Annotated in this window: 12 protein-coding genes; 8 read left to right on the top strand and 4 right to left on the bottom strand. The window is 65.7% G+C overall.

The window, feature by feature from the left end; genetic code table 11:
• Nucleotides 1-167 precede the first annotated feature (167 nt).
• Genes IGS55_RS21445 through IGS55_RS21435 form a run of 3 tightly spaced genes read left to right on the top strand, consistent with a single transcriptional unit; the run spans nt 168 to nt 5,401 of the window.
• The gene (locus IGS55_RS21445; protein WP_181878010.1) at nt 168-785 is read left to right on the top strand and encodes a YfiR family protein; all 618 of its coding nucleotides are present in this window, start codon (nt 168-170) and stop codon (nt 783-785) included.
• Nucleotides 786-2,816, top strand: a complete 2,031-nt coding sequence (locus IGS55_RS21440; RefSeq protein WP_230517043.1) for an ATP-binding protein — start codon at nt 786-788, stop codon at nt 2,814-2,816.
• Complete coding sequence (locus IGS55_RS21435; RefSeq protein WP_128141799.1) at nt 2,813-5,401, top strand: EAL domain-containing protein; 2,589 nt, start codon at nt 2,813-2,815, stop codon at nt 5,399-5,401. The genes IGS55_RS21440 and IGS55_RS21435 overlap by 4 nt, the downstream gene beginning before the upstream one ends.
• A gap of 1 nt (nt 5,402) precedes the next feature.
• Here IGS55_RS21435 and thiL read toward each other — a convergent pair whose 3' ends face one another.
• On the bottom strand, nt 5,403-6,383 hold the full coding sequence (gene thiL, locus IGS55_RS21430) for a thiamine-phosphate kinase (RefSeq protein WP_230517044.1): 981 nt from the start codon (nt 6,381-6,383) through the stop codon (nt 5,403-5,405).
• A gap of 89 nt (nt 6,384-6,472) precedes the next feature.
• Between thiL and IGS55_RS21425 the strand changes: the two genes are divergently transcribed.
• The gene (locus IGS55_RS21425; protein WP_230517045.1) at nt 6,473-7,078 is read left to right on the top strand and encodes a hypothetical protein; all 606 of its coding nucleotides are present in this window, start codon (nt 6,473-6,475) and stop codon (nt 7,076-7,078) included.
• Here the strand turns inward: IGS55_RS21425 and IGS55_RS21420 are convergent.
• Nucleotides 7,075-7,596 (bottom strand): MarR family winged helix-turn-helix transcriptional regulator, encoded by a 522-nt coding sequence (locus IGS55_RS21420; RefSeq protein WP_230517046.1) that lies wholly within the window; start codon nt 7,594-7,596, stop codon nt 7,075-7,077. The genes IGS55_RS21425 and IGS55_RS21420 overlap by 4 nt on opposite strands.
• Before the next feature lie 121 nt (nt 7,597-7,717).
• On the opposite strand from IGS55_RS21420, the gene IGS55_RS21415 reads away from it, so the two are divergent.
• The 4 genes from IGS55_RS21415 (at nt 7,718) to IGS55_RS21400 (ending at nt 12,408) form a co-directional block, all read left to right on the top strand.
• Entirely contained in the window at nt 7,718-8,911 is a 1,194-nt protein-coding gene (locus IGS55_RS21415) for an MFS transporter (protein WP_230517047.1), read from the top strand.
• Nucleotides 8,912-8,951: 40 nt separating this feature from the next.
• The gene (locus IGS55_RS21410) at nt 8,952-9,545 is read left to right on the top strand and encodes an SMI1/KNR4 family protein (RefSeq protein ID WP_230517048.1); all 594 of its coding nucleotides are present in this window, start codon (nt 8,952-8,954) and stop codon (nt 9,543-9,545) included.
• Entirely contained in the window at nt 9,529-9,891 is a 363-nt protein-coding gene (locus IGS55_RS21405; protein WP_230517049.1) for a hypothetical protein, read from the top strand. The genes IGS55_RS21410 and IGS55_RS21405 overlap by 17 nt, the downstream gene beginning before the upstream one ends.
• Nucleotides 9,892-10,089: 198 nt before the next feature.
• On the top strand, nt 10,090-12,408 hold the full coding sequence (locus IGS55_RS21400) for an NADP-dependent malic enzyme (RefSeq protein WP_230517050.1): 2,319 nt from the start codon (nt 10,090-10,092) through the stop codon (nt 12,406-12,408).
• Nucleotides 12,409-12,750: 342 nt separating this feature from the next.
• On the opposite strand, the gene IGS55_RS21395 is transcribed toward IGS55_RS21400, so the two are convergent.
• The gene (locus tag IGS55_RS21395) at nt 12,751-13,764 is read right to left on the bottom strand and encodes a response regulator (protein WP_230517051.1); all 1,014 of its coding nucleotides are present in this window, start codon (nt 13,762-13,764) and stop codon (nt 12,751-12,753) included.
• A complete protein-coding gene (locus IGS55_RS21390) occupies nt 13,761-17,105 on the bottom strand; it encodes an MHYT domain-containing protein (RefSeq protein ID WP_230517129.1) in 3,345 nt (1,114 codons plus the stop codon). The genes IGS55_RS21395 and IGS55_RS21390 overlap by 4 nt, the downstream gene beginning before the upstream one ends.
• Between the last annotated feature and the right edge of the window lie 82 nt (nt 17,106-17,187).

Below are 17,187 nucleotides of genomic sequence, written 5' to 3'. Positions count from 1 at the left end.
AAAGAAACTTTCCCCGGTAACAGCGAAAATGCGTACACTCTTTTATACATTTGCTACCACTTCGGGCCGGCAGGCGCTCTGTCGCTGCGCCACCCTGGTGCGCATCGCCCGAACAGGCAAGCGGCATGGTGCCGCGCCTTCGTATGCATTATCTTTACTCGGTTGTCATGGCAATTCTGAACTGGACCTGGTGGCATCATCCTGGCCCCTTGCGCCGCCCCGCGCGCGGCGCTGCTCGCCGCTCCCTGCGCTGGGGCTGGCTATTGCTGCTTCTGGGCGTGCTGTGCGCCGATGCGCGATCGCAGGTGCCGGGGGAGCTGGAACGCCAGGTCAAGGCCGCGTATCTGTACAAGTTTGCCGGCTATGTCGAGTGGCCAGACGGCAGCTTTGCCCGGCCCGACTCGCCGCTGGTGATCGGCGTGGCGGGCGCCGACGCGCTGGCCGAGCAGCTCGAGCAGAGCGTGGCCGGGCATAGTGTCCACGGCCGCGTCGTGCAGGTGAAAAAAGTGCGCCGCGGCGAAGCGCTGGCCGGGCTGCACGTGCTGTACCTGGGCGCGCTGGAGAAAACGGCGCTGCAGGAGATGCTGGCCGCCAGCCGTGGCCTGGCGTTGCTGACGGTGTCCGATTCGGATGAGGTCTACGCGATGGGCAGCATGATCAATTTTGTGATGGCCGAAGACAAGGTCCGCTTCGACGTGGCCTTGAAACCCGTGGCGCAGGCGCATATCCGCATCAGCGCGCGCATGCTGCTGGCCGCCTACCGCGTGCAGACTGGGGGCGCCTAGATGATCAGACTGCGTTCCATCCGCCACAAGCTGATGTCGGTGGTCTTGCTGACCACCCTGGTGGCGCTCGTCATTTCGCTGGGCACCATCGTCGTCTACGACTTGCGCGCCTACCACCGCAATCTGGTGGCCGACATCAGTACCCAGGCCGAGCTGCTCGGGCACATGAGCTCGGCCGCGCTGGCCTTCGACGACGAGCGCCTGGCGCTGGAAAACCTCAATTTGATGCGCATCCGTCCGCGCGTGACGGCCGGCGCCCTGTACAAGGCCGACGGCAGCCTGTTTGCCAGCTACCGCGCGCATCAGCACGTGGGCGAGCTGCCGGCGAAGGCGGGCAAGGAAGGCGTCAGCATCGCGGGCAAATCCGTCGAATTGTTCAAGCCCATCGTCGACAATGGCGAATTGCTGGGCACCGTGTATCTGCGCGCCGATTACGAGCTGGCCGGCCGCACGGCCGATTACCTGGCCATCGCGCTGAGCGTGACGGTGCTGGCGCTGCTGGTGGCCTTGCTGCTGCTGCGCCGCCTCGATTTCGTCATCACGCAGCCCATCCTCGACATCGCCGACGTGGCGCGCGAAGTGATCGAGACGGGCGACTACTCGCGCCGCGCGCGCAAGCTCAGCGTCGACGAAGTGGCGCAGCTGGTCGATTCTTTCAACAAGATGCTGGCCGAGATCGAGCTGCGCACGCAGGCGCTGGAGCGCTCGAACGGCGAGCTGGCGCGCGAAGGCGAGCAGCGCGCCGAGGCGCAGCAGGAAGTCATGCGCCTGAATCAGGAACTGGAAGTGCGCGTGCACGAGCGCACGATGCAGCTGGAAATGACGAATGGCGAACTGGCCATGGCGATGGAAGAGGCGCGCAGCGCCAACTATGCCAAGTCGGCGTTTTTGTCGTCGATGAGCCATGAATTGCGCACGCCGCTCAACGCCATCCTGGGCTTCGCGCAAATCCTCAGTTCCGACCGCCTGCCGTCGACCCTGGAGCAAAAGAAGGAGTTCGCCGGCCATATCCTGAAATCGGGGCGCCACCTGCTGACACTGATCAATGAAATCCTCGACCTGGCCAAGGTGGAATCGGGCACGGTCAGCCTGTCGCTCGAGCCGGTGGGCCTGGACGCCATCTTGCAGGAATGCCGCGACATGATCGCGCCGCTGGCCAGCCAGCGCGGCATCGGCATGACCTTCCCTGACGCCTGCCCCCTGAACGTGCTGGCAGACCGCACGCGCCTCAAGCAAATCCTGTTGAACCTGTTGTCGAATGCGCTCAAGTACAACCGCGAGCAGGGGCAGGTAGCCATCGATTGCGCGCCGCAGGCGGGCGGGCGGGTGCGCATCAGCGTGCGCGATACGGGCGTGGGCCTCGACGTCGAACAGGTGGCGCTGCTGTTCCAGCCTTTCAACCGGCTGGGACAGGAGGGCGGCACGGAAGAAGGCAGCGGCATCGGCCTGGTGGTCACCAAGCGCCTGGTGGAGCTGATGGATGGCAGCATCGGCGTGAGCAGCGCGCCCGGCGAGGGCAGCACCTTCTGGATCGAGCTGCGCGTGGTCGACGCCTTGCCCGCACCCGACCTGCTGGCCTTGCCGCGGCCCGATCTGGCCGGGGCGCTGCTCGATCACAGCGCCCCCGTGACCTTGCTCTACGTGGAAGACAATCCCGCCAACCTGACCCTGGTCGAGGAAATCGTGCGCTACTGCCCGCAATTGCAGCTGTTGACGGCCACCGATGGCCGCCTGGGCGTGGAAATGGCGCGCACGCACCTGCCGCAGCTGATCCTGATGGACATCAATCTGCCGAACGTGAATGGCACGGATGCGCTGAAACTGCTGCGCGCCGATCCGCGCACGGCGCACATTCCCGTCATCGCCCTGACGGCCAACGCCATGCCGGGCGACGTCGAGCGCAGCATGGCGCTGGGCTTCTACCGCTACCTGACCAAGCCGATCAACCTCGATGAATTTACCGAGGCGATCAACAGCACCCTGGCCTATGTGGCGCAGCAGCGCCGGCAGAAGGGAACAGGCGCGCCATGATCAGCCAGGCCGATATCTACGCGGCGAAAATTCTCCTCGTCGACGACCAGGAAGTCAATCTGCGCCTGCTCGAGCATTTGCTGCAAAGCGGCGGCTACACGGCCATCACCAGCACCCTCGATGCGCGCGCCGTGGCCGGCCTGCACCAGCGCCACCAGTTCGACCTGATCATCCTCGACCTGGTGATGCCCGGCATGAGCGGCTACGAGGTGATGGATGCCCTGCGTCCGCTGGAGCTGGAAGGCTACCTGCCCGTGCTGGTGATCGCCGCCGACCCGGACGCCAAGCTGGCGGCGCTGGAAGCGGGCGCGCGCGACTTCATCAGCAAGCCCTTCGATGCCTTGGAGGTGCTCACGCGCATCCGCAACATGCTCGAAGTGCGTCTGCTGCACCGCGCCGCGCGCCACTACAACACTCTGCTCGAACGCACGGTGGGCCAGCGCACGGCTGAACTGCAGCGCTTTCGCGGCGCCATGGACGCCACCACGGACGCCATCTTCCTCGTCGACGTGGTGGGCATGACCCTGGTCGACGTCAACGACGGCGCTTGCCGCCTGCTCGGCTATGCGCGCAACGAATTGCTGGCGCTGGCGCCGGGCACCTTGCTGCCATCGCCGCCGGCCCCGCCGCTGGCCGCGCTGCCGGGCGGCCCGGCCCATCTGGCCACGGAAGTGACGGAGTGCGAACTGGTGCGGCGCGACCTGAGCCTGATCCCCGTGGAACTGGGCTGGCACTGGTATGCGCAAGCGCCCGTGACGGGCGGCTATTCTGGCACCCCTGGCGCGGGCGGCCTGCTGCTGATCGCCGTGGCGCGCGACATCAGCGAGCGGCGCCAGGCGCAGGAGCGCCTCAAGCACCTGGCCCATTACGATGGCTTGACGGGACTGCCGAACCGCAGCCTGTTCTACCAGACCCTGGCCCAGGCCGTGGAACTGGCGCAAGAGAAAAGCTGGCGCATCGTGGTGCTGTTCATCGCGCTCGACCGTTTTAAAAGCATCAACGACACCTTGGGCGCGGCGCTGGGCGACGAGCTGCTGCGCCAGTTCAGCAACCGCCTGGTCGAATGCGTGCGCCTGCGCGACACGGTGGGGCGATTGGGCAACGACGAATTCGCGCTGATATTGACGATGAGCCGCAACCAGCAGGAAGCCGTCGCCGTCGCCAACCAGGTGCGCGAAGCCTTGAGGGCGCCCTTCGACTTGCGCGGCCATGCGGCCACCCTGACGGCCAGCATCGGCATCGCCATGTATCCGGACGACGCCACCGACCCGGAAACCCTGATCAAATACGCGAATACGGCCATGGGCGGCGCCAAGCAGGCGGGCCGCGACGGCTACCGCTTTTTCACGGCCGGCATGAACGTGCAGGTGCTGGCACGCCTGGACCTGGAACTGGCGCTGCGCCATGCGCTCGAACACGACCAGTTCATCCTGTACTACCAGCCCAAGGTGGATTTGCGCACGGGCCGCATCAGCGGCGTGGAAGCGCTGCTGCGCTGGCGCCGTCCCGGCTACGGCCTGGTGGCGCCAGCCGAATTCGTGCCCGTGCTGGAAGACACGGGCCTGATCGTGCGCGTGGGCGCCTGGGTGATCCAGGCCGCCTGCCGCCAGATCGCCGAATGGCGCGACAGCGAAGTGGGGCCAGTGCACGTGGCCGTGAACGTGTCGAGCCGCCAGTTTGCCGAAGGCGACCTGGAAGGCGAAGTGACGCGCGCGCTGGCGCATCACAACGTGGCGCCGGAACTGCTGGAACTGGAACTGACGGAAACGGCGCTGATGTCGAACGCCGAGCGCACCATCGTCGTGTTGGGCAAACTGAAGAAAATCGGCGTGAAGGTGGCGATCGACGATTTCGGCACCGGTTATTCGAGCCTCGCGTATCTGCAGCGCTTCCCCATCGACAAGCTGAAGATCGACATCGCCTTTGTGCGCAACATCACCAGCAACCCGAACGACGCGGCCATCGCGCTGGCCATCGTCAGCATGGCGCACAGCCTGAAACTGAGCGTCGTGGCCGAGGGCGTGGAATCGCGTCCGCAGCTCGAATACCTGCGGCGCAACCGCTGCGACGAGATCCAGGGTTTCTATTTCAGCCGCGCCCTGCCGGCGCTGGAACTGGGGCAGATGATCGTCGCCGGCGCCGGCCTGCCGCCCGGCCACGACCCGGCCGCCCAGCCCGCGCAGACGCTGCTCATCGTCGATGACGACGTCAACGTGCTGTCGTCATTGCACCGCCTGTTCCGTCCCGAGGGCTATCAGATTCTTACGGCCAGCACGCCGGCCGAAGGGTTTGAAATGCTGGCCCTGCACAGGGTGCACGTGATCGTCTGCGACCAGCGCATGCCGAGCATGAGCGGCACGGAATTCCTCAGTAAAGTAAAAGAGCTGTACCCGGAAACCATCCGCATCATCCTGTCCGGCTACACGGGCCTCGAAGCCGTGCTCGACTCGATCAACCGGGGCGCCATCTACCGTTTTTATACGAAACCGTGGGACGACACCCAGCTGCGCGACAACATCCGCCTGGCCTTCCAGCACTACTGGATGGTGAACCAGCCGGGGCTGGCGCGCGTGGCGGTGCGCTAGCTCAATCGGTGAAGTGGTCGAAGGAACTCAAGGCCAGATCGAGCGGCTGCCCGGCCGCATCCACCAGCCGCAAGCCCGCTTTGGCCTCGATGCTGCCCACGCGCGTGGCGGGCGTGCCGCAGCTGGCCGCCAGCGCGGCGATGGCGTCGCGCGAGGAGGCGGGCGCCGTGAAGCACAATTCATAATCGTCGCCGCCGGCGGCCGTGTAGCGGCGGCGCAAGCCTGTTTCCTGCCGCGCCAGCACGGGGCCGGCCGGCAGGGCGTCGACGTCGAGCGTGGCGCCCGCCTGCGACGCTTTCAAGATGTGGCCCAGATCGCCCACCAGACCGTCCGAGATATCGATAGCCGCATGCGCGAGGCCCGCTTCGGCCAGCGCGCAGCCGAGCGCCACGCGCGGCGTCGGCGTGTGCATGCGCGCGCCTGCCATGGCCAGGTCGGCTGGCGACAATGCCTGTTCCTTGCGGTAGCCGGCCAAGGCCAGGCGCGCGTCGCCCAGGGTGCCGCTGACCCAGATATCGTCGCCCGCCACGGCCGCGCTGCGGCGCAGGGCCTGGCCCGGCGCCAGCTCGCCGAACACGGTGATGCAGATATTCAAAGGGCCCTTGGTGGTGTCGCCGCCGATCAATTCGCAGCCGTAGGCGTCGGCCAGCGCAAACAGGCCCTCGGCAAAGCCGGCCAGCCAGGCGCGCTCCGCTTGCGGCAGGGCCAGGGCCAGGGTAAATGCCACGGGACGCGCGCCCATGGCGGCCAGGTCGGACAGGTTCACGGCCAGGCTTTTGTGGCCGAGCATGCGGGCGTCGGCGCCGGCAAAGAAGTGCCGGTCCTCGACCAGCATGTCCGACGAGATGGCGATCTGCTTGCCCGCGCCGGGCGTGATCAGCGCGCAATCGTCGCCGATGCCCAGGGTGGCGCGGCCGGGGCGCTGGCGCACGAAATATTGTTTGATCAGGTCGAATTCGGAAAGCGCGTCGTGTGGGGCCATGGCGTGGTCAGTTCGTTGAATGAGGGTGTGGCCCGGCTATTATAGGCTGGCATACAATAGGCGCCTTTGCCATTGCCGAACAGCTTGCCATGCCCATCTTCGATATTCACTTTTTGCTGCAATCCTGGCTCGACCACGGCTGGCTGCGCGATCCGCAAGCCGTCGGCTTGCGCACTTTCGAGGCGCAGGAGCTGGCGGCGCGCGGCTTCGACGTCATCAGCGACGGCGGCCAGCTGTGCCTGTACGAAGATGCGCGCCTTTTCCGCCGCGCCGGCCGGCCCGTGCCGGCGTCGTTCAAAGTGTATCTGCAGCGCGGCCAGCTGGGCGCGAATGGCCTGGAACTCGGTTATCAGGTACACCTGGCCGGTGTACTGCGCGCGGCGCGGCGGCCCTTGCCGGCGTTTCGCGTGCTGCTGGAACACGGTGGCCGCAGCGGCGCCCTGCTGTTCGACAACGGACTGGTGCTGCAGTTTGCCACCAACTTGCGCGGCAAGTCCCGTCATTACTATCTGACCCTGGTCGAGGGACATGTGGCCGATGCCCAGCTTCCGGACCGCGACAGCGATATCGACTTGCGCGCGGCCAGCGCGCGCCATGTCCAGGCCATCTACGACAGCCGCGACCCTGCCGAACTGCAGCGTCTGGCGCGGCGCGGCAATGCGGCGCTGCGCGAGCTGGCGAGTCTGCTCGCCTAGTCTTTCTTCGCCTGCGCCATGCCGTGCAGCAGCTTGGCCAGCAACTGGTCGAGCTGGCGCTGTTCGTCCGCATCGAGCGCCGACAGCATGGCGCGCTCGTTCTCCACGTGCAGCAGCACGAGCTTTTCTATCAATTCCAATCCCTTTTGTGTCAGGGCCACCAGCACGCCGCGCCGGTCCGTCGGATGCTTCCGGCGTTCGATCCAGCCGGCCGCTTCCAGCCGGTCGATGCGGTTGGTCATGCCGCCCGAAGACAACATGGCCGCTTCGTACAGCGCCGTCGGCGTCAGGCTGTAGGGCGCGCCCGAGCGGCGCAATGTCGCCAGCACGTCGAATTCGCCCGGCTGCAAGCCGTGTTCGGCGAACAGCGGATTGAGCCAGTCGCGCGCCATCAGCTGCGCCACCGTGCCCAGCTGGCCCACCAGCTGCATGGCGCGCGTATCCATCTGCGGCAGCTCGCGCTGCCATTGTGCGGCGGCAAATTGCGCGCGTGTGTGTTCTTGCGGGGTAGTTGTCATGGGCTATCCATTTATCTTGACATCAAGATAGATTTCTATCTTTATGTTAAGATGCTTTTCATCGAGTCATATTTGATGACGCATTAAACCATGTGCCTCCCAGCGAGGCAAGGACTATCCCATGCCCTCCGCACGACCTGCCGCATCCCTTTCTGCTTCATCGTCTTCGGCCCTGCTGGTGGCCGCCATCATCCTGCTGGGCTTGAACCTGCGGCCCATCCTGGCCGCTATCGGCCCCTTGCTCGACAGCATCCAGGCCGGCACGGGCCTCAGCAATGCCGACGCGGGCTTGCTGACCACCGTGCCCGTGTTCGCCATGGGCGTGTGCGCGCTGGCGGGCGCGCAGCTGCAGCGCCGGCTGGGCGTGGCGCGCGGCATCTCGCTGGGCATCGCCATTATCGCCGCCGCCTGCGCGCTGCGCTGGCCCCTGCATGGCAGCGGCGGCCTGATCGCCACGGCGGCCCTGGGCGGCCTGGGCATCGCGCTGGTGCAAGCCTTGCTGCCCGCCTTCATCAAGCGCCATTTCCCCGAGCGGGCAGGCCAGCTGATGGGCTTTTATACGACGGGCATCATGGGCGGCGCGGCCATTGCGGCCGCCTCCGCTTCGCCCTTGGCGCAATCGCTGGGATGGCAGGCGCTGCTGGCCCTGTGGGCGCTGCCCGCCGTGGCCGCCGCGCTGCTGTGGCGCCGCGCCGCCGTGTCGCGCGTGGAGGTGACCGGCGGCGCGGGTGCCAGCCTGCCCGTGGGCAGCCGCCGCGCCTGGCTGCTGATGGTGTTCTTTGGCATCGGCACCGGGGCGTACACGCTGGTGCTGGCCTGGCTGCCGCCGTTTTACACGGAACTGGGCTGGAGCGCCGCCGACAGCGGCTTGCTGCTCGGTGGCCTGACCCTGGTGGAAGTGCTGGCGGGACTGGCGATTTCCAGCATCATCCACCGCTTCCCCGACCGCCGCATCCTGCTGCTGTCGGTACTGCTGGCCGTGCTGGGCGGCCTGGCTTGCCTGATCGTGGCGCCCGCGCAACTGGCCATTCCCGCCGTGATCCTGCTCGGTTGCGGCATCGGCTCCCTGTTTCCCCTGTCGCTGATCGTCAGCATGGACCACGTGCGGGATCCGGCCGGCGCCGGCGCCTTGCTCGGTTTCGTGCAGGGCGGCGGCTACATCATCGCCAGCAGCATGCCCTTCATCGCCGGCCTGATCCGCCAGCATTCGTCCAGCCTGGCCCAGGCGTGGATGGTGATGGCGGGCGGCGTGGTGCTGTTATTGCTGATCGCCGTGCGCTTCGCGCCGGGGGCGCGGCTGGCCGGTGCGCGCTAGCGTGCGCCTGACGTGTCCGGCCAGCTGATATATTTCGGCCATGAACATTGTCGACCATTATTTAGCCGGCTTGCGCCAGGCCATGCCGCCGGAGCCGCTGGCGGAACTGGCGCTGGCCAGCGGCGCCAGCGCGGCGCAACTGGCCAGCTTGCGCCAGGCGTATCCGCTGTGCCCGGACAGCCTGCTGCGCCTGCTGGGCCAGTACAACGGCACGTATTACCAGGAGTATCCCGGCGGCATGGTGCTGGTGTACATGCTGGGCTCGGACGTGTTCGAGTACCCGTATTACCTGAGTTCCGTCGAACAGATCCTGGAAGACCGGCAAGCGAACCAGCGCAGCATCGCCGATATCTACGGCCATTACCTGGAAGACGACCCCGGCATCGTCGACGCCCGCATCGACGCGGGCATCAAGCAGGGCCAGCGCCTGTGTTTTTCGCATTGCATGAACAATGGCGGCTCTTCGCGGCTGTATGTCGATTTCACGCCCACGGCGTCGGGCAAGGTGGGGCAGGTCGTGCGCTTCCTGCACGATCCTGATAGCTACCTGGTCATCGCCGACAGCTTCGACGCGTATCTGCAAATGCTGATCGATGACGACTACGGCTTCCTGATCGATGACAATTTCGAATAAGCGCGCCGCGTCGCCGTCCCTGCTGCCCGCCAACCGCCGCATCGTGCTGTCCGGCGAGGATGCGCTGCGCATCCTGCGCGAGATCGAATTTTTGTTAATGTCGCTCCATAACATCGGCCGCCACTATTATCCCGACGGCGACGATGACGGCGCCGATGCCCTGCGCCGCGCGCAGTATTGCGCGGAAACGACGCGCTTCATCGACGCGCAGCAGGCGACGACGCGCCTGGCGCTGATGCGCCGCATTTTGTCCGCGCCGTTCGACACGACGCTGGGCCCGGACGAGATGGACGATATCGAGCGCGCCGTCGCCGCGCTGCCGCTGTGGCGTGCTCCCGGTCAGTGATCACAAAAACTAATTGAAATATAAAATTTGATAGTTTTTCCTGTTGAGGACGTTTGTGTCGCCGGACGGCCTTACAATGCTAGGTTATGCGTTTTCGTGATATCAGACTGTGGCTAGCGGAAAATACCTAGCTAATTGAAAGAATCGGTCTGATAAAATCCGGAACACCCGATCGACCAAACAGGAAGGCAGCACAGCATGGATTCGTCATCTGATAAAAAAGAAGAATTGCGTCAACAATTGCGCTTGGCCGCACTCGAGTATCACGAGTGCCCGCGCCCCGGCAAAATCAGCGTGACGCCGACCAAACAACTGACCAACCAGCGCGACCTGGCACTGGCCTACTCGCCAGGCGTGGCGGCACCGTGCGAAGAAATCGTCATCGATCCGGCCAACGCCTATAAATACACGGCGCGCGGCAACCTGGTGGCCGTCATCACCAACGGCACGGCCGTGCTGGGACTGGGCAATATCGGTCCGCTGGCCGCCAAGCCGGTGATGGAGGGCAAGGGCGTGCTGTTCAAGAAATTCGCCGGCATCGACGTCTTCGACATCGAGATCAACGAATCGGACCCGGACAAACTGGTCGACATCATCGCTTCGCTGGAACCGACCTTCGGCGGCGTGAACCTGGAAGACATCAAGGCGCCTGAATGCTTCTACATCGAGCGCCAGCTGCGCGACCGCATGAAGATTCCCGTCTTCCATGACGACCAGCACGGCACCGCCATCATCGTCGGCGCGGCCATCCTGAACGGCCTGAAAGCCGTCGGCAAGAAAATCGAGGACTGCAAACTGGTCGTGTCGGGCGCGGGCGCCGCGGCGCTGGCCTGCCTGGACCTGATCGTCGACCTGGGCTTCCCGCTGAAAAATATCTACGTCACCGACCTGGCCGGCGTCGTCTACAAGGGCCGCACGGAACTGATGGACCCGGACAAGGAACGCTTCGCGCAAGACACGCCGCTGCGTACCCTGGCCGAGATCATCCCGGACGCCGACATTTTCCTCGGTGTCTCCGCCGGCGGCGTGCTGAAGCAAGACATGGTGCGCAAGATGGCGCCGAACCCGCTGATCCTGGCGCTGGCCAACCCGAATCCGGAAATCCTGCCGGAAGAAGTCAAGGCCGTGCGCAGCGACGCCATCATCGCCACGGGCCGTTCGGACTATCCGAACCAGGTCAACAACGTGCTGTGCTTCCCGTACATCTTCCGCGGCGCCCTCGATTGCGGCGCGACGACGATCACGCGCGAAATGGAAATCGCCGTCGTGCACGCGATCGCCGACCTGGCGCATGCCGAGCAGTCCGACATCGTGGCCACCACGTATGGCATCAGCAACCTGTCGTTCGGTCCTGAATACCTGATCCCGATGCCGTTCGATCCCCGTTTGCTGATCAAGATCGCGCCGGCCGTGGCCAAGGCGGCCGAGGATTCCGGCGTCGCCACGCGTCCGATCAAGGACTTGCAGGCGTACGCGGACAGCCTGCAGCAATTCGTCTACCGCAGCGGCACCTTCATGAAGCCGCTGTTCCTGATGGCCAAATCCACGCCGGCCGAACTCAAACGCATCGTCTACGCCGAAGGCGAAGAAGAGCGCGTGCTGCGTGCCGTGCAAGTGGTGGTCGATGAAAAACTGGCGCGTCCTATCCTGGTCGGCCGTCCACCGGTGCTCGAAGCGCGCATCCAGAAGTTCGGCCTGCGACTCAAGCAAGGCGTCGACTTCGACGTCATCAACCCGGACTTCGACGAGCGCTATCGCGATTACTGGAACACGTATTACGCGATGACGAGCCGCAAGGGCGTCACCGAGGAATACGCGAAGCTGGAAATGCGCCGCCGCCACACCCTGATCGGTTCGATGATGATCCACAAGGGCGACGCCGACGGCATGATCTGCGGCACCTTCGGCACCACCCAGCTGCACCTGAAATACATCGACCAGGTGCTGGGCAAGCGCGCCGGCAGCAATGTGTATGCGGCCATGAACGTCCTGATCATGCCGGAACGCCAGCTGGTGATGGTCGACACGCACGTCAATGAGAACCCGGACGCCGAGCAGCTGGCAGAGATCACCATTATGGCTGCCGAAGAGATGACCCGTTTCGGCCTGTCGCCGCGCGCGGCCCTGCTGTCGCACTCGAACTTCGGTTCCAGCGACAGCGCCTCGGCGCAAAAGATGCGCGCCGCCCTGGCCATCGTCAAGGAACGCGCGCCGGACCTGGAAATCGACGGCGAAATGCACGGCGATACGGCCCTCGACAGCAAGCTGCGTCACAAACTGATGCCAAATTCGGCACTGAAGAACGACGCCAACCTGCTCGTCATGCCGAATATCGAGTCGGCCAACATCGCCTACAACCTGGTGAAAACGGCGGCCGGCAACGGCATCGCCGTGGGCCCGATCCTGCTCGGCTGCGCCAAGCCCGTGCACATTCTGACGCCATCGGCCACCGTGCGCCGCATCGTCAACATGACGGCGCTGTGTGTCGTTGACGCCGTCGCCCAGCGTAAAGTCTAAGGCTGTCGCTGTCAGTTAAAAGCCGCGTCATCCGCAAGGGTGGCGCGGCTTTTTGACGTCAGTGCGCCATCAGCACGGGCAAGTCCGGCACTGCCGTGCGGGCCGGCGGTCTTATTATGCCGGGCTTGATGCGGGTCAAAAAAATAGGGGTTATGGCCATCCGCAAGGCCATCGCCAGGAAATTGCAAGTTATTTGATGTGCATCAAAATGCTCGGCTCGCTGCCGGCCATAATGGCATCGAACTCTTTGCCCTTCCAGTGGTCTGCATCGGCGCCGGCGCCATCTGTCCGGCACTTCCTTGTGTGACGCAACAACGCTGGCCGTGGCGGGAGTTCACTTTTTCAGACGGCCGCGTGGCTTTCCTCTTTCTCTGCCCAGCGCAGCCGGATGGCGTCGATGGCGGGCAGTTCCTTGACAAACAGCTCGACCAGCCGCGCATCGAAATGGCTGCCTTGTTGCGCTTGTAAATAGCCTACGGCGTCCGTCACCGACCACGCGCGCTTGTACGGGCGCACCGAGGTCAGCGCGTCGAAGACGTCGGCCACGGCGATGATGCGTCCCGCCAGCGGGATCGCCTCGCCCGCCAAGCCGTTCGGGTAGCCGCTGCCATCCCATTTTTCATGGTGCGACAGGGCGATTTCGCGGGCCAGCGCCAGCATGTTGCCCGCGGCATGTTCGCCGATGATGTCGGCGCCGATACGCGCGTGCGTCTGCATGACGGCCCATTCGTCCGCGTCGAGCTTGCCCGGCTTTTGCAGGATGCGGTCGGGAATGCCGATCTTGCCCACGTCGTGCATGGGCGCCGCGTGCAGCAGGTCGTCCGCGGCGGCCTCGTCCATGCCGGCGGCCACGCCCAGCAGGCGCGCGTAATGGCTCATGCGGATCACGTGCAAGCCCGTTTCATTGTCCTTGTATTCGGCCGCCAGACCCAGGCGCTGGACGATCTGCAGCCGCGTTTCCTTCAGTTCGTCGATGCGCACCAGCGACAGATGCGTGCGCACGCGGGCCCGCACGATGGCGGGGCTGAGCGGTTTGGTGATGTAGTCGACGGCGCCCGCTTCAAAACCGCTCAGTTCGTCGCGCATGTCGTTCAGGGCCGTGACGAAAATGACGGGGATGGCGGCCGTCAGCGGCGCCGCTTTCAGCTGGCGGCAGGTGTCGTGGCCGCTCATGCCCGGCATCATCACATCGAGCAGGATCAGGGCCGGGCGTTCCTGCTGCGCCAGTTCCAGGGCTCGCGCGCCATCTTTGGCGAACAGCAGCGCGTAGTCGTTCTGCAAGATCTGGCGCAGCAATTGCAAATTGGCCGCTTCATCGTCAACGACGAGAATCACGGGCCTGGCTCGTGCATTCATGGGGACTCCGGGGCGAAGGTGGGCAGCAGGCCGTGCAGGAGCGACTGTGCCAGGGGAAAATCAAAGTCGTCGATGGCGTGCAGCAGCGGCGCCAGCGCGTCCGCTTGCGCGCCCATGGCCTGCTGCAATTGTGCTTGCGCCGCGTCATCGAGTTCGCCGCGCTGCAAGGCCTGCAGCAGGGAGCTGGCCGCTTGCCGGGCGGCGGGTGCGTCGATGGCATCGGCTGTTGCCGCTGGCAATGCAGGCGGTGCCAGCCGGGCGATGGCGGCCAGGGCCGCCGGCCATTGCGTCAGCAGCTTGCCCAGCGTCTCATCGAGCTGCAGCGCCGTGGCGGGGCCAGGGCTGGCGCACGCTTGTTCCAGGGTCGCCAGGCTGGCGGCCAGCTGTTCCAGGCCGAGGTTGGCCGCCGCGCCGCGCAGCCGGTGGCTTTGCGGCAGGAGCACCGCGTGGTCGCGTGCCTCGATGGCGGCCAGCAGGGCAGGCGGCAGGCGCGGATGCTCGCGTCCGAAACGGACCAGCGCCGCGCGGTAGGCGCTGTCGTTGCCGGCCCAGCGCTGCAGGGCGCCCGCATGGTGCAGCACTCTTCCTCCAGCGGGCGCGGGGCTGTCATCGGCAGGCTCCGCCGCCAGGCCCAGCACGCGGGCGATTTCCCGCGACAGCGCCTGCCATTCGACGGGCTTGGTGGCGAAACCGTCCATGCCGGCTGCCCGCGCCGCCTTGCGGTGCGCATCGAGCACGCTGGCCGTCATGGCGATCACGGGCACGCGCGGGCGGCCATCGCGCAGGGCGGCGGCACGGATGGCTTGCGTGGCGGCCAGGCCATCCATGCGCGGCATTTGCAAGTCCAGCAGCAGAATGTCGAAGTCGTCCTGCTGCGTCAGCTGCAAGGCTTCCACGCCATCGCCTGCCGTGATCACCGTGTGGCCGCGCTTGCCCAGCAGCAGGCTCAGAAGTTCCAGGTTTTGCGGCACGTCGTCGGCGGCCAGCACGCGCAGGGGCGGCAGGCGCACGCTGCGGCGTTCGCTGGCGGGCAGCGCCGCCTGGCGTGCCGGCAACAAGGGCAGCATGACGTGGAATACGCTGCCGTGCGGCACGCTGGCGTCGGCCCAGATGCGCCCCTGCATCAGGGTCACCAGCTGCCTGCTGATGGTGGTGCCCAGGCCCGTGCCGCCAAAGCGCCGCGTGGTCGATGCGTCCGCCTGCACGAAGGGATCAAAAATGGCGTCGCGCCGTTCCTCGGCGATACCGATGCCGCTGTCCCGTACCAGCAGGTGCAGCTGGCCACCGTCGAGGCACGCCGTCAGGCTGACACCGCCACTGACCGTGAACTTGATGGCGTTGTCGAGCAGGTTGCCCAGCACCTGCCGCATGCGCAATTCGTCGCCATGCAGCACGGCCGGCAGTTGCGGATCGTATTGCACCTCCATGCGCAAACCCTTGTTGCGCGCATGGATGCCATACGTGGACGCCAGTTCATCGACCAGCGCCAGCAGGCTGTAGTCGCGCATTTCCAGCGCTACGGCGCCCTTGTCCAGCTTGGCCGTATCGAGCACTTCGTTGAGCAGGCGCAACAGCGAGCGGCCGGACTGCCGCACGGTATTGAGGTGGCGCCGCTGCTCCGGCGCCAGCGGCGAGTCGAGCAGCACATCGGTGAAACCGAGGATGGAATTCATCGGCGTGCGGATTTCATGGCTCATGTTGGCGACAAAGCTGGCCCGCGTGGCGGCCGCCAGCTCCGCTTTTTCCTTGGCCTTGCGCAAGTCTTCCTCCATCTGCCGCCGTTCGCTGATATCGAGGATGACGCCGTCGACCCAGCGCACGGCGCCTGCCGCATCGTGCACGACGGTGCCACGCTCCCACAGCCAGCGGGCCGTGCCGTCGGCATGCAGCAGCCGGTATTCCAGCAGGTAGGGCTCGCCGCTGGCCACGCTGCGGTTGAAGACGTCGACGACGTAGGCGCGCTCTTCGCTGGCAATCAGGCCCGTGATGCTGCGGCGCGGAGTTGCGCCGAGAAAGTCGGCGGGCGGATAGCCGGTGACGGCTTCCACGCCATCGCTGATGAACAGCATGGGCTGGTTTTCCGCCGTGGTGCAGCGGAAGGCGATGCCGGGAATATTGCCGATCAGCGAGCGCAACTGTTGCTCGCTTTCGCGCAGGGCGGCCAGCATGGCGCGCCGTTCGCTGATGTCCGTAATGAACAGCACATACAAATCCTGGTCGGCCAGGCGCGCGCTGGCCACCGAACGCTGCACGGCGACCGGTATGCCATCCTTGCGCAGGTAGACGATTTCCTCGCTGGACTGGAAAGCGCCAGCCTCGCCCGTGCGCAGGTAGTGCAGCAGGCCGTGCTGTTCCGACTGGCGCACGTCGCTGACCAGCACGCTGACATGGCGGCCGACAATTTCCGCCGACCGCCAGCCGAGGATGCGCTCGGCCGCGCCGTTGAAGTCGATGATGCTGCCGTGCCGGTCGATGGTGATGACGCCATCGACCGTGCTCGTCAGCAGCGAACGGGTCCAGTGTTCGCTCTGGTTCAGGTGGCGAAACAGTTCGCGGTAGCGCAAGATGCCCACGGCCGAGGCGACCAGGATCGTCAGGGCAATGGTCAGCAGGGTCACGCTGATCACCAGCATGGGCCGGTTGGCATCGGCATCATTGCCTGGGGGAATCGTTCCCACGAAGCGGGCCGCCTGCATGCCCATGTAATGCATCCCGGCAATCGCGCAACCCATGACGCAGGCGCCGATCAGCGTGCGTTGCGACGAGGGCACGCGGCTGCTCCAGCCGCGCAAGCCGAAACGTATCCACAGGGCCAGGGTGGCCAGCGCGACGGCAACGACGAGCGACAGCGCGAACAGCAGCGGATCGTAGCGCAGCGACAGGCCCATGCGCATGGCCTGCATGCCCGTGTAATGCATGGCGCCGATGCCCAGGCCCACCAGCAAGCCGCTGCGCAGCAGCAGCGGCGCCGTGACGGCGCGCCGGCTGATGGTGGCCAGGGCCACGAACGAGGCCGCCACGCTGGGCACGATGGACAGCAAGGTCAGGCCCGGATCGTAGGCGACGCTGGTGCCCAGCTCGAAGGCCAGCATGCCGATGAAATGCATGGCCCACACGCCGCAGCCCAGCGCCAGGCTGCCGGCCAGCAGGCACAGCAAGTGCAAGCGGCGGCTGATGCTCGCCTGCGCGCGGCTGTACGCCGTCATCTGGAAAGCCATCCACGACGTAAAAATGGCGATCACGAGCGACAGCAGCACCAGACCCGGCGCATGCTGGCCGTGGTGCAGCTGGGCCGGATCGGCGGGAAGGTGGAACAGGTGCTGGACGCTGGCAGGTATCATCGTAGGCAAACAGGTGGCGCGTTGGGCGCCGGCATGCACGCCTGCCGCCACTGCGGGTGATCGATGCGAATTACCTTACCAG

This window comes from Janthinobacterium sp. EB271-G4-3-2 (genome assembly GCF_020858035.1).
Classification (GTDB): Bacteria; Pseudomonadota; Gammaproteobacteria; order Burkholderiales; family Burkholderiaceae_D; genus Janthinobacterium; species Janthinobacterium aestuarii.
Note: the sequence above shows the minus strand (reverse complement) of the source record. Positions and strands in the feature narration are given on the sequence as shown.